At 42.8% G+C, this 14,555-nt stretch carries 10 protein-coding genes; 7 read left to right on the forward strand and 3 right to left on the reverse strand.

The annotated features are described in order from the left end of the window. Window positions 1-14: 14 nt before the first annotated feature. Window positions 15-1,475 (reverse strand): aminoacyl-histidine dipeptidase, encoded by a 1,461-nt coding sequence (locus tag BCU91_RS03090; RefSeq protein WP_102530881.1) that lies wholly within the window; start codon window positions 1,473-1,475, stop codon window positions 15-17. 247 nt (window positions 1,476-1,722) lie between these two features. Here BCU91_RS03090 and BCU91_RS03095 point away from each other — a divergent pair, with 247 nt between their 5' ends. The 4 genes from BCU91_RS03095 (at window position 1,723) to BCU91_RS03115 (ending at window position 8,026) form a co-directional block, all read left to right on the forward strand. Then, on the forward strand, window positions 1,723-3,264 hold the full coding sequence (locus BCU91_RS03095; RefSeq protein ID WP_102530882.1) for a peptidase M17: 1,542 nt from the start codon (window positions 1,723-1,725) through the stop codon (window positions 3,262-3,264). A gap of 830 nt (window positions 3,265-4,094) precedes the next feature. Further along, window positions 4,095-5,384, forward strand: coding sequence for an NCS2 family permease (locus BCU91_RS03105; RefSeq protein ID WP_076542805.1), 1,290 nt, complete (start codon window positions 4,095-4,097; stop codon window positions 5,382-5,384). Between the two features lie 244 nt (window positions 5,385-5,628). Then, window positions 5,629-6,741, forward strand: coding sequence for a glutamate 5-kinase (proB, locus tag BCU91_RS03110; protein WP_102477151.1), 1,113 nt, complete (start codon window positions 5,629-5,631; stop codon window positions 6,739-6,741). 16 nt (window positions 6,742-6,757) lie between these two features. After that, complete coding sequence (locus tag BCU91_RS03115) at window positions 6,758-8,026, forward strand: glutamate-5-semialdehyde dehydrogenase (protein ID WP_102530883.1); 1,269 nt, start codon at window positions 6,758-6,760, stop codon at window positions 8,024-8,026. A 183-nt stretch (window positions 8,027-8,209) separates the two neighbouring features. Here the strand turns inward: BCU91_RS03115 and BCU91_RS03120 are convergent, their stop codons facing one another. Further along, a complete protein-coding gene (locus BCU91_RS03120) occupies window positions 8,210-8,539 on the reverse strand; it encodes a hypothetical protein (protein WP_241904024.1) in 330 nt (109 codons plus the stop codon). Between the two features lie 146 nt (window positions 8,540-8,685). Beyond that, window positions 8,686-9,609, reverse strand: a complete 924-nt coding sequence (locus BCU91_RS03125; protein WP_102530889.1) for a DMT family transporter — start codon at window positions 9,607-9,609, stop codon at window positions 8,686-8,688. Window positions 9,610-9,899: 290 nt separating this feature from the next. On the opposite strand from BCU91_RS03125, the gene dnaK reads away from it, so the two are divergent. The 3 genes from dnaK (at window position 9,900) to BCU91_RS03140 (ending at window position 14,456) form a co-directional block, all read left to right on the forward strand. Further along, window positions 9,900-11,819, forward strand: coding sequence for a molecular chaperone DnaK (gene dnaK, locus BCU91_RS03130; RefSeq protein ID WP_102437933.1), 1,920 nt, complete (start codon window positions 9,900-9,902; stop codon window positions 11,817-11,819). 88 nt (window positions 11,820-11,907) lie between these two features. After that, window positions 11,908-13,038: a molecular chaperone DnaJ gene (gene dnaJ / locus BCU91_RS03135; RefSeq protein ID WP_102437931.1), complete on the forward strand. Its 1,131-nt coding sequence runs from the start codon at window positions 11,908-11,910 to the stop codon at window positions 13,036-13,038. A 182-nt stretch (window positions 13,039-13,220) separates the two neighbouring features. Next, on the forward strand, window positions 13,221-14,456 hold the full coding sequence (locus tag BCU91_RS03140; protein WP_102530884.1) for a DEAD/DEAH box helicase: 1,236 nt from the start codon (window positions 13,221-13,223) through the stop codon (window positions 14,454-14,456). Window positions 14,457-14,555: the final 99 nt, after the last annotated feature.

A 14,555-nucleotide genomic window follows, 5' to 3' on the forward strand; every position in this document is an offset into this window, starting at 1 on the left:
TAGAGAGTTAAAGCTCAGCCTTTTGCTGGAATACGCTCTAGTACCGCAAGCAGTAGTTCCCAATATTGGCCAACAGTGGTGATGTTCACCATTTCGTCAGGGCTATGTGGGAAACGAATGGTTGGGCCAATAGAGACCATATCCATGGTTGGGTATGGTTCTTTAAATAGTCCACATTCAAGACCGGCATGGATAACCATAATCGTCGGGTCTTTCTTATAAATATCATTATACGTTTCACGGACAATGGCCATCACTGGTGAGCTATTATCAGGCTTCCAACCAGGGTAAGCGCCTGATAGATCAATGCTAGCACCTGAAAGGTTTGCTAATGCCGTTAATTGCGTTTCAATTTGCACTCGGCCTGAGTCAATCAATGAGCGGATAAGACATAGCACTTCAACAGATTCGTTGTCAGTGTTAATCACTCCGACGTTAAGCGATGTTTCAGTCACACCTTCAACTTCATCGCTCATACGCATTACGCCGTTAGGGCAGGCGTGCAGTAAATCGATTAAGGTATTTTGCGCATCTTCACTCATGACTTTTGCTGGAGCGTCAATGGCTGCAAGTGTTAGCAACATGTCAGGGTCAGCAATTGCCAGCTCTTCACGAACAATCGCTTGATATTGAGCAATGGCTTGCTCAAGCTTGGCTTTATTTTCGCTTGGCAGCATAAAGTTGATGCTAGCTTCACGGGGGATAGCATTACGTAAAGAGCCGCCAGTGAAGTTAACTAATTCAATTTGTAAATCATCACCATAACTAAATAAGAAACGGGCTAATAATTTATTGGCATTGCCGCGACCTAAATGAATGTTGACGCCTGAATGGCCGCCCTTTAAACCTGAAAGGGTTAAGCTAAAGCTGGCATTGCTTTGCTCAGGTGCTTGCCATGACATAGGAACGCTTAGCTGTGCATCAACACCGCCAGCGCAACCCATGTAGATTTCGCCTTCTTGCTCTGAGTCAGTATTAATTAAAATATCAGCATCAAGGTAACCAGCTTCAAGGCCGAAAGCGCCAGTCATGCCCGCTTCTTCATCAATGGTAAGCAGCACTTCTAATGGACCATGTTTAATGTTGTCAGCGCCAAGAATTGCTAACGCTGAAGCCATACCAATACCGTTATCAGCACCTAAGGTGGTGCCCTTGGCTTTTAGCCATTCGCCATCTACATAGGCTTCAATAGGATCTTTTTCAAAATCATGCACTTTATCGGCATTTTTTTGTGGAACCATATCAATGTGGGCTTGTAATACCACAGTCTTGCGTTCTTCCATTCCAGCATACGCTGGCTTTTTAATGATCAAGTTACCGACTTTATCTTCGACGACAGGCAAACCTTTCGATTTAGCCCATTGCTGGATATGTTCACTAAGTGCTTGTTCAAACTTGGATGGATGCGGAATCGCACAAATTTGTTCAAACCATTGCCATAATGGCTGGGGATATAATTGATTAATGGCGGTCACGAAGACTCCCTAAATGCTATGAATGTGGGAATAGATGCGCTGAAGTTTACCATATTGTCGTTACTAAGTAGTGACCTAGAGCAAGTAGAGAGGCTGGATTAAATTAATTTTTGTAAATATATTTTAACTCTATCGTAAAGCTAAGCTTATATACTTTAACCACCATTGGTCGTTATGATTTGTGATTCAGCACCTGAAATTACTGATTAGCAAGCAATAATAACAATCTATTTAAAAAGGATGCCCCATGTTTCAAGTCAATATCGTTGATGTAGCAGATGATCAAGCCATTTTTGAAGGCCATGGCTGGGACGCCGTAGTGGTAATCGCCACCGATTTAGCCGCCATTGCCCAAGATGAAATAAAAATACTCGCCAAGCATGCGAAACAAATCGATCAGCGCATTGGTCAGTCGGCAACATTGTTACTGGCGCCCGGACTTGCGGGTGGCAGACTGATTGTCGCCCCAGTTGTTAATGCCACTAATGAATACAGTGATGTGAGTGTGTTTGCCAAAGCAGCTAGAGAAGGCATTGTTATTGCTAAGGCTGCGGGAGCAAAACAACCGCTGTTGGTGGTAGAAACCAGCCAAGATAAGCGCTATCAATTTGCTAAACAGGTTGCTGCACTTGCCTGTGGTCAGGAACTATGGCAATCACTGGAGCTGCGAGAAGCCACAGCAATTACCCCAGCATTTAGCGCCATTGGTTTGCTTGGCAGCGACAATTGCAGTGGCCTGCTCAATGCTGTCGAAGCCGGTAAGATTTTGGCAAGGGATCTATGCGGCACTGAGCCAGAAAGAATGGCGGCGCCAGCATTTGCTGATTATTGCGTTGAGGCGCTAAAAGACAGTGGTTTAGCAATCAGAGTCATTGAAGAACGTGAAGAGTTAGAGCGCGATTACCCGCTGCTTTGCGCAGTAGGGAGAGCCTCATTTAATGTGCCTCGGCATCAACCTCGCGTGGTTAAACTGGAATATGTGGCAGAGGGCGCCATTGATCGCACCTACTTGTTTGCTGGTAAAGGAGTTATTTACGATACTGGCGGCGCAGATGTTAAAGTCGCCGGTGGCATGGCGGGTATGAGCCGAGATAAAGGCGGCGCTGCAGCGGTGGCAGGCTTAATGAAAACCTTATCTATCTTAAAGCCCAAAGGCATTAGAGTGATAGCAGAGTTAGGTTTGGTGCGAAACAGTATTGGCAGCGATGCCTTTGTTCCTGATGAAATCATTACCAGCCATGGCGGTGTTAGAGTGCGTATTGGTAATACTGATGCCGAAGGGCGCTTAGTGCTGGCAGACTTATTATCTCACTTAAGACTTCAGGCAATGACAGCAATTAAGCCGCAAGTATTTTCTGTGGCAACCTTAACCGGCCATGTGGTGCGCTGTTATGGCGGCTATACCGCACTAGTCGAGAACAAAGTGGCACAACAAGCTGGTATGGGTCACACCCTAGCTGGCATTGCTGAGCAATGGGGCGAACCATTTGAGTTATCTAGCTTGCGTCATGATGATTTTGCCAAGGTACATAATATCTCTGGCCAAGGGGAGTTATTGTCATCTAATAACGGCCCTTCTGCCATTACTGCCAGAGGCCATCAATATCCCGCAGCATTTTTAATTAATGCTTCAGGCTTGGGCCAACATGGCACAGGCTCTGCCATGCCATTGCCTTTTGCGCATCTTGATATTGCCGGTAGTGCCACAGAAGGCCATAGTTTGTATGGGAAACCCACAGCCTCGCCTTTGGTAACTTTATTACAAAGCATTTTGGGCGGCAATGTGTAGTTTGTTTTTTGCTCAACCACTATATATTGTGCTATTTAGTGGTTGATTGTTTGCCAATGAGAACTCTAAATTCTTAATTTGTCATACAAGTGTGCTTTTATTTCATTTTTTGATTGAAATATAAAATAATTAAATAAATACTTGTAATAAAATTACACTTTGGTATTATTCCTCTCGTTGGACTGCGACGGTGCTTTCCAATTCTAGTTAATCCAGGATGGATATAGTCTCCAAGGAATCGAGTGATGAGTTGTCTCAATGGATTGAGAAAAGTTTGTTCCAAGGAACCGAGCCAAGCAAGACTAGGTTTTCGCAACTTTATTTGGAGTATGATTATGTCTTCTACAGACAGCTATACTATTTATGGACAAGGCACTTGGTTAAATCCAGCTGTTCTGTCTTTTGGCATTTATGCCATGACGTTTAAGGGCTAACCCTCCTTATTCATTGATTTACCGTATCAACCCTTTTTTCTGTCGCCTTTGGGCGGTTTTAGACAACAAGTAAATTGGTTCTCTATTGCCAATTTACTTTTTAAGTTTTATCACTTAATTGTGATGCAGTTTTCCTCTCCCCATACGGAAAACTTTTAACTTGTCTGCCTACTCTTTTGAGTAGGCATTTTTTTTGCCTGAAATTTATCAACCACTGGCTTTTCATTGAGTTAAATTGTCTTTCATACGAATATAAGTGTTTAGTTATCTAACATGGCTATAAACCTTATAAGTACCTATAATCCGAACGAATTAATTCACCTCTGATTTTGACTGTAATTAGCCAGTAGCGGCTATAGCAGCCAATTACACCCCCTTTTCAAGGAACAAGGCTTCATGTTAGAGAAACTGTTTAAACTCAAAGATAATCAAACGAATTTAAAACAAGAAGTTGTCGCGGGTCTCACTACCTTTCTCACCATGGCTTACATTATTTTTGTTAACCCTATGATGTTAGCTGATGCCGGCATGGATCATGGTGCAGTGTTTGTGGCCACTTGTTTAGCCGCGGCAGTGGGCTGTTTAGTGATGGGCTTAGTGGCCAATTACCCCATCGCATTAGCGCCGGGTATGGGGCTTAATGCTTTCTTCACTTATACCGTTGTCGGCGAAATGGGCTATAGCTGGGAAACTGCACTTGGCGCAGTATTTATGTCTGGTATTTGTTTCTTAATTTTATCTTTGGTGAAAATTAGAGAATGGATAGTTAACAGTATTCCAATGAGTCTGCGATTAGGTATTGCCGCGGGTATCGGTTTGTTCTTGGCCTTTATTGGCCTTAAAAGCGCCGGTATTGTGGTGGCAAGTCCGGCAACATTAGTCACTATGGGGGATATCACTTCATTCTCAGCTGTGATGGCTGCGGTGGGGTTTTTCTTGATCATTGCTATGGTACAGCGTGGCTACAAAGCGGCGGTGATATTAAGTATTTTCATTGTCACAGCCATTGCATTGTTAGCTGGTGAAGTGAGTTATAACGGCGTTATGTCGATGCCACCATCGATAGCACCGACATTCATGAAAATGGATTTATCCGCAGTGCTTGAAATCAGTATGATTTCAGTGATATTTGCCTTCTTGTTTGTGGATTTATTTGATACCTCAGGCACCTTGGTTGCAGTCGCGCAGCGTGGCGGATTTTTAGATGAACAAGGGCGTTTACCAAGAGTGAAACGCGCCTTAAGTGCAGACAGCTTAGCCACCATCGCAGGGGCGACGTTAGGAACATCAACGACCACTAGTTATATTGAAAGCACGGCAGGCGTTAGCGCCGGTGGCCGTACTGGCTTAACCGCTGTTGTCGTCGGTTTGTTGTTTATTGCTGCATTATTTTTTGCCCCACTTGCCGGCATGGTACCCGCTTATGCTACCAGTGGCGCCTTGTTTTATGTGGCGATTTTGATGATGTCTGGCTTAGTCAATGTTGAGTGGGAAGACTTAACAGAAGCGGCGCCTGTGGTCATTGTGTGTTTATTGATGCCATTAACCTTTTCAATTGCTAATGCCATAGGGTTTGGTTTTATCTCTTATGCGGTGATTAAACTACTTACTGGCCGTTTTAAAGAGTTAAATCTTGGTATCTTGTTTATTGCGGCACTATTTTTAGCTAAGTTTATTTGGGGTTAACCTTGGCTTTGCTCGCCATAACACCTGCTGAGTAAGCTCATGTGTGGGTTATCAAGCTGTAATTAAGCAGCAATGATAAATTAGTGATTTTTGTTAAGGGTTATGCAATGCATAGCCCTTTTTTATGCTGTATAACAAATAAATATAGTATTTGTTTACTCAATTATGGGCTTTACTATGAATTATTCGCTGAATTAGGTATAAAAATATTTCAGTCAATATTTTTGAGTTTGAAAAGGCAGTCATGACTTACAAGCGGGTCGTCGTAAAATTAGGTACCAGTGTCTTAACTTCGGGCAGTAACAAGCTCGATAAAGCACATATGGTGGAACTGGCCAGACAAATGTCTGTGCTTGTGCGTTCAGGTATTGAAGTTGTATTGTGCACATCTGGCGCAATAGCGGCTGGTCGCGAACATCTGCAATACCCCGTATTGCCCGATACTATGCCCAATAAACAATTATTAGCCGCCGTGGGTCAAAGTCAGCTTATTTTAGCTTGGTCAGAACTGTTCAGTATTTATGGTTTGCACGTGGGACAGTTATTGTTAACCCGCGCCGACTTACATGATCGTGAACGCTATCTAAATGCTCGAGATACACTCAATGCATTGTTAGATAATAATATTATTCCGATTATTAATGAAAATGATGCCGTTGCCACCAATGAAATTAAAGTGGGCGACAATGACAATTTATCAGCTAGGGCCGCATTATTATGTGATGCTGACTTATTAGTGTTATTGACTGATCAAATCGGCTTATTTGATGCCGATCCACGCAATAACCCCGATGCCAAGTTAATTACTTCAGTGGTCAATATTGATGATAACTTACGCTTGTTAGCGGGTGGCGCAGTTTCAGGTTTAGGCACTGGCGGCATGGCGACTAAGTTAGAAGCGGCCGATGTGGCTAGGCGAGCAGGTGTTGAAGTGGTCATTGCTTCAGGTCATTTGCCTAATGTGATTTCACAAGTAGTCAGTAAAGAATCGGTCGGCACTCATTTTAGTGTCACTAAAAATCCCCTTGAAAGCCGAAAACAATGGATTTTAGCTGGCCCTGCAACAGAAGGGCGGCTGATATTAGATGATGGCGCCTGTAAAGCGGTCGTTGAAAATGGTCGCAGCTTATTGCCTAAAGGGATTGTCAGCGTAGAAGGGCAATTTGAACGTGGCGCAACTGTGTTGATTGCCGATAAATCAGGTCACGTGCTTGCTAAAGGCATGAGCCGTTATTGTGCTAAAGCATTAACGATAATTGCAGGAAAGCACTCCAACGAGATTGAAACATTACTTGGCTATGATTACGGCGTAGCAGCAATACATCGTAATGACATGGTGGTACTAGATAGTGAATAAATTAAAGGACGAAAACATGTCACAGCAGCAATATTTAACCACGCTAGGTAAGCAAGCAAAAGCAGCAAGCTTTGCCCTTGCTAATTTATCGAGCCAAAACAAAAACGCTTTGCTTCGTTGTATTAGCGAGCAACTAACGCTAAATACCGAAGCGATTTTAGCGGCGAACGACCAAGACGTGCAGGCAGCAAGAGCCAATGGTTTAACCGATGCGATGATCGATAGATTATTGCTAGATAGCGAGCGATTAGCTGGCATTATTGCTGATATTGAAAATGTGATTAATCTTGCCGATCCTGTGGGCAGTGAATCAGCTAGCCAGTTATTAGATAACGGTTTACGTTTAACTCAACGCAAAGTGCCACTGGGAGTTGTTGGGGTGATTTACGAAGCACGCCCTAACGTCACTGTTGATATTGCCGTACTAGCACTAAAAACCGGTAATGCAGTGATCCTTCGTGGCGGTAAAGAAACCTTAACCTCAAATAAAGTTTTAAGTGAGGTGATCCGCACAGCGCTGACATTACAAGGTTTACCTGAAGATGCTGTGCAGCTGATTAACTCTACCGATCGCGACTTAGTGACTGGCTTACTGCGCCTTGACCAATATGTGGATATGATTATTCCTCGCGGCGGCCAAACCTTACAACGCCTTTGCGCTGAAAAAGCCAGTATTCCGGTGATTTTAGGCGGCATTGGTATTTGTCATTTATACCTTGATAAATCAGCGGATTTATCTCGCAGTGCTGAGGTGATCATTAATGCAAAAGTGCAGCGTCCAACAGTGTGTAATGCCTTAGATACCTTACTGGTTCACGAAGCTGTTGCGGCTGAGTTTTTAGCAGATTTGTTTACGCAGATGTCGGCATTAGGCGTGAGTTTTTATACTTGTGAAAAAACGCAGCAGTTATTTGCAGCAAGTCAGTTTGATATTCATCCTGCAACGGATGAAACCTTCAGTACTGAGTGGTTGTCATTAACACTTGGGGTTAAGATTGTGACTGATATTGACCAAGCAATTACCCATATTCGTCAACACTCTAGCGGTCACTCTGAAGCGATTTTATCTGACGATATTAATGCGACCTGCCACTTTATGAATCAAGTAGACTCAGCAGCGGTATATGTCAATGCCAGCACCCGTTTTACGGATGGCTCGCAATTTGGTTTAGGGGCTGAAGTGGCGGTCAGTACCCAAAAGCTACATGCTCGCGGACCAATGGCTCTTGATGCACTAACGACTTATAAGTGGTTGGCAACTGGTGATTATACTTCTCGCAGCTAAAATAAACTAACCCAAGCCAGATTTGAAGCTGACGATGCTGTGAGTGACAAACTGACTTGATTTGCGCTTAAAACTTAAAAAGCACCTCGGTGCTTTTTTTGTTTTTTTGAGCACTGAAATAGCAGCAGCTTTGAAATGTGCCGCTAGAGGTTATTGTCGCCAGAGGTTATTGCCGTTATAGGATTATTGCAGGTATAGCCCATGGCTGGAAATCGCAGGAGTAGATAAACGTATATAAGTGGTGTAACACCAAATTAAAAAGCTGCTCAGCGTCATAAATATGCTTACAAGCCTAGCTGCTTGAACATACTCCATGATAAGCGGGAAGTACTTTTCTTGTATGCTATTAGTGAAGTAGACCGCAGGAAAAACAAAAATACATATATACATGGCGGGGTATTGGGTTGAGATATCACCGTTGAGATATTCATAAAGCATAATAGCCGCGGTAAGCATTAAGCTATAGCTGCGAATTTTATTTTCAGTGGTGTCACTTAAATTCCATCTCGGCATTCCCATTGCCAATCTCCTCCTTGAAGCATCCTTTGTATCTTGTACACCGTATTAACTGCACACCTTATTAATAGCAACTAACTGCCATGTTGACAATAAAGTTTAAATTTTAATCGTTTAAATATCGTAAAATGCTTTAACCACTGCTACTTATTATGCTTATGGCTGATCTTTAAACTGGATTTTCTCAACAGCTGTGGGATTACCTTTTGCAATATTAACCCCGTTAAAATAAAGCATAGACCAATATAGGTACTGCTGGCGATTTGCTCTTTTAAGATTAGCGCGATAAACCCAACAGACAGCACAGGGGTTAAAAATACAAGCGTGGTGATGTTAGAGGTTTTCTCGGTGCTTTTAAGTGCCATAAGCCATAAAACAAAGGTGATACCCATTTCAAATAGCCCCACATACACTCCAGCAGTTAGCGCTTGCCAACTAAAGTCGCTTATGGGTTGATGGATTAGCATGGCAATAGTCACTAAAGGTAAACCAATTAAAAAGCTAAGTAATAAGCTTACAGTGGCATCGCCGTCATCCTTGGTATTGGTTACCCAATATAAGCACCAAATCACCGTACTGCTTAATACAAAAGCAATCCCTTTAGGGCTATCAAAGTTAAATGCGGTGATATTGCCGCCGGTTGCGATAATGTAAACGCCGCTATAGGCAATCAGCGCGGCAATGACATCAACCTTTGTGAGCTTATGACCCAGCAAAGGGACAGCTAAAATGGGCAATAAAATCGCCCAAGTGTAATTAAGGGATAAGGCTTGTTGAGCTGGAAGCAAATCGTAAGCTTCAAACAGCACAAAGTAATAAAGAAACGGATTCAGAATACCGCTAAGCAAATAAAATCCTGGGCGACGTTTCAATTGTCGCAGCATTAATGTGTGCTTTCTTTGCCATAGGATAATCACACTCAATGCAATAATAGAGGTGAGCACTGCAACAAATACCAATTGTAAGGGTGTATAAAAACTTAGCGCGACTTTAAATGCAGTCGCGACTGTCGACCAAAGTAAAACGGCAACTAAACCATAGGCATAGGCAAGAGAAGTGTTTGACAAAATCATTCCTAATAATAGTTATTATGCATAATATCCAAGGGGTGGATTAGCAAAGCAAGCAAGTATGGACAGATTGTATGCAATATACAAAATGAGGTCACGGCATATTTACTTAAGATATTTTTAATAATTTTTTTGATCAGCCCTTGTATTTTAGTTAGCTGTCCCAATATATGCAGTAAGGCTGATATGAGAGGCAAAAATTAGGACTTGAAAAATCAATTCCTGACCCCATATCAACAAACATAATCAAATTAGTTACATTAAAATTTTATATTTCGGAGATCCTCATGGGCAAAATTATTGGTATTGACTTAGGCACAACTAACTCTTGTGTGGCTGTCCTTGATGGCGGTACTGCTCGCGTAATCGAGAATGCTGAAGGCGAACGTACAACAGCATCTATCATCGCATATACCGATGACGAAACATTAGTAGGCTCACCTGCTAAGCGTCAAGCAGTTACAAACCCAACAAATACTTTTTTCGCGATTAAGCGTTTAATCGGTCGTCGTTTTAAAGATGACGAAGTTCAACGTGATGTTGACATCATGCCTTTCAAAATCATTGGTACTGACAATGGTGACGCATGGGTTGAAGCTCACGGCAAGAAAATGGCACCACCACAAGTATCTGCTGAAATCTTGAAAAAGATGAAGAAAACAGCTGAAGATTTCTTGGGTGAAGAAGTAACAGAAGCGGTTATTACTGTTCCTGCATACTTTAATGATTCACAACGTCAAGCAACTAAAGATGCTGGTCGTATTGCTGGTCTTGATGTTAAACGTATCATCAACGAGCCAACTGCTGCTGCACTAGCTTACGGTATCGACAAAAAACAAGGCGACAACGTTGTTGCAGTATACGATTTAGGTGGTGGTACTTTTGATATCTCTATCATTGAAATTGATAGCAACGATGGTGACCAAACTTTCGAAGTACTTGCTACTAACGGTGATACTCATTTAGGTGGTGAAGATTTCGATAACCGCCTAATTAACTACTTAGCTGATGAGTTCAAAAAAGAGCAAGGTCTAGACTTACGTAACGACCCGCTAGCAATGCAACGTGTTAAAGAAGCTGCAGAAAAAGCGAAAATTGAACTTTCAAGCACAACACAAACTGAAGTTAACCTGCCTTACATCACTGCTGATGCAACAGGTCCTAAGCATTTAGTGGTTAAAATCACTCGTGCTAAGTTAGAGTCTTTAGTTGACGACTTAATCCAACGTTCTTTAGAGCCATTAAAAGTTGCGCTAGCTGATGCAGACTTATCTGTTTCAGACATCAACGAAGTGATTTTAGTTGGTGGTCAAACTCGTATGCCTAAAGTACAGGCTGCAGTAACTGACTTCTTCGGTAAAGAGCCACGTAAAGACGTTAACCCAGATGAAGCCGTAGCCGTAGGCGCAGCAATTCAAGCTGGTGTACTTTCTGGCGACGTGAAAGACGTATTGCTACTTGACGTTACACCACTATCATTTGGTATCGAAACCATGGGTAGCGTAATGACTAAGCTTATCGAGAAGAACACCACTATCCCGACTAAAGCGAGTCAAACGTTCTCAACTGCTGAAGATAACCAAAGTGCAGTAACAATTCACGTACTTCAAGGTGAGCGTAAGCAAGCTAGCTACAACAAATCTCTAGGTCAATTCAACCTAGAAGGTATTGAACCAGCGCCACGTGGCATGCCACAAGTTGAAGTATCTTTCGACATCGATGCTGATGGTATCTTAAACGTATCAGCAACTGATAAGAAAACCGGTAAAGCGCAAAACATCACTATTAAAGCTAACTCAGGTCTAAGTGACGAAGAAGTAGAGCAAATGGTTCGTGATGCAGAAGCTCACGCTGATGAAGATGCTAAATTCGAAGAGCTAGTGACTGCACGTAACCAAGCTGATGGCATGGTTCACGCAACTAAGAAGCAAATCGAAGAAGCGGGTGAAGCATTACCAGCTGAAGAAAAAGAGAAAATTGAAGCAGCAATGGCTGACGTTGATACCGCAACTAAAGGTAACGACAAAGAAGCAATTGATAAAGCGACTCAAGCATTAATGGAAGCGTCTGCTAAGTTAATGGAAATCGCTCAAGCGAAAGCACAAGCGCAACAAGGTGAAGCTCCAGCACAAGATGCGCAAGAAGCTAAGCCTGAAGATGACGTTGTTGATGCTGAGTTTGAAGAAGTAAAAGACGACAAAAAGTAAGCTAAATTAGTTAGTTAACTTTCAGGCGGGCGTTGGGAGAAATCTCTAACGCCCGTTCGTACAATACCTGCTTGAGAAAACTGAGATTATGTCAAAGCGAGATTATTACGAAGTTCTAAGTGTCGGTCGCGATGCCAGTGAACGAGAAATCAAAAAAGCCTATAAGCGTCTAGCGATGAAATATCATCCTGACCGTAACCCAGGCGACAAAGAAGCTGAAGTTAACTTTAAAGAAGCTAAAGAAGCTTATGAAATTTTAACTGACGCGAATAAGAAAGCGGCTTATGACCAATTTGGTCATGCAGGCGTTGATCCTAATCGTGGCGGCGGTCAAGGTGGCGGCGGTGATTTCGGTGATATCTTTGGTGACGTGTTTGGCGATATCTTTGGCGGCGGTCGTCGTGGCGGTGGACAACGTCAAGCGGCTCGCGGTAGTGACTTACGTTACAACTTAGACTTATCACTTGAAGAAGCGGTTCGTGGCCTTACTAAAGAGTTACGTATTCCTACCTTAGCATCGTGTGATAGCTGTGATGGCAGCGGCGCTAAGAAAGGCTCGTCAGCAACCACTTGTGGTACCTGTCATGGTCAAGGCCAAGTACAAATGCGTCAAGGCTTCTTTGCTGTTCAGCAGGCGTGTCCGACTTGTCATGGCCGCGGCAAGATCATTAAAGATCCTTGTAAGAAGTGTCATGGCGAAGGCCGTGTTGAAAAGAGCAAAACCTTATCAGTTAAAATACCAGCTGGTGTTGATACTGGCGATCGTGTTCGCTTAACCGGTGAAGGTGAAGCGGGTGAGTTTGGCGCGCCTCCGGGTGACTTATATGTACAGGTGAGCGTTCGTGAACATAATATTTTTGTTCGTGATGGTAATAACCTCTACTGCGAAGTGCCAATTTCATTCAGCAAAGCTGCATTAGGTGGCGAGATTGAAGTGCCAACACTTGATGGTAAAGTGAATTTGAAAATACCTGCAGAAAGCCAAACTGGCCGTATGTTCCGCTTGCGCGGTAAAGGTGTTAAATCGGTTCGCAGCCACGCCGTTGGTGACTTACTTTGTAAAGTCGTCATGGAAACACCAGTTAAACTTAACGAAAAGCAAAAAGAGCTACTTCGTGAGTTTGAAGCGACCTTAACCGGTGAGTCAAAGAAGCACAGCCCTAAAGCTGAAGGGTTCTTTGATGGCGTAAAAAAGTTTTTTCACGATTTAAATAGCTAAATTTATTTATTAAATTTAGCTATTAGCGAGTCGATTAAAAGGTTAATTACTGCAAAGTAATTAGCCTTTTTTATTGGCAAGTTTTTAAAGCACTTTGCAGGCTTTTAAACAAACACAGCTTAAGACAATGACGTCAGTGTGCGGTAGACTGCATCTCATTGCTTCTTTGGATCACTATTTCGATGTCTTTTTTACAGTTAAACCTCAATCCAAGCCTTATCTCAGCTTTACCTAAGCAATTAACAGCGGCCACTAAAATTCAAGCGCTGGCCATTCCTGCTGTGTTATCAGGTAAAGATGTATTGGCTTTAGCACAAACAGGGAGCGGTAAAACTTACGCCTTTGGTTTGCCTATGCTGCAAGCTATTGATCTAGATAAAGCTGACCCTGTTCAAGCGCTAGTAATTGCGCCGACTCGTGAGCTGGCTAATCAGGTTTATCAAACGCTTAATCAGGTTGCGAAGCCTTTAGGCATAAAGGTGCAGCTTTTATGTGGCGGCATTGATGTTGAAGCCCAAGTCGCTGATTTGAAGAGACCGCCGCAGATTATCATCGCCACCCCATCAAGGTTAGTGCAGTTTATAAAGCTGGAACATGTGTCTTTATCAGCGCTGAAGTTGTTAGTACTTGATGAAGCAGACCGGTTACTAGATATGGGCTTTTGGGCAGACATTAAAACCATAGTGCAGCAAACGCCGGTAAATAAGCAGACACTATTATTTTCAGCCACCATAGATGACACAGTAGCTAAACAAGTTAGTGTGATTTTGAAACATGATCTGATCCGTATTGAAGCTGATAAAGCCAATTCAGTGGTAGATCACATTGAAGAGCAGCTTTATTTGGTCAATAAAGGCAGTAAAGCACAAGCACTGATTGCGCTAATAAAGCAGCATCAATGGCAGCAAGTGTTGGTGTTTAGCAATACTAAAGATAGCGCAGATGCACTAACCAAAAAGCTGGTAAAAGCTGGAGTTAATGCGGCAGCATTGCATGGCGATAAAGAGCAAGCGATACGCACTAAAACCTTAAAGGACTTCAAATCAAAGGCGTTAACCGTATTAGTGGCAACTGACGTATTAGCCCGTGGCATAGACATTGATGCATTACCTGTGATTATTAATGTGGATTTACCCGCAAGCGCAGCAGTGTATGTGCACCGCATTGGCCGCACAGCAAGGGCGGGTGCTAATGGTTTGGCGCTATCGTTAGTGTGTCATGGTGAATCTGATGAGCTACAAGCTATCAGAACCTTAACTGAGCGAGCGCTGCCGACACTGTCGTTAGCAGACTTTCCTGTGACGGATAAACCGAGTTCAGGTAACAGTCAACGGCCTAAAAAAGATAAGCAAGCTAATCGCCGCAGCCAGAAAAAACGCAGCATTAAGGACTTTCAAGGCAAAAAAACATCAAGGTGAGATGCAGTTTATAGTGATTGATTAGCACAAGATGACTTACAATAGCGCTAGATAGATTCATTTGTAATCAATTAGTTGAGTGTTAAATAGCGAGAACTC

Origin of the sequence: Shewanella sp. 10N.286.52.B9, from assembly GCF_002873635.1 — a bacterium.
GTDB lineage: Bacteria > Pseudomonadota > Gammaproteobacteria > Enterobacterales > Shewanellaceae > Shewanella.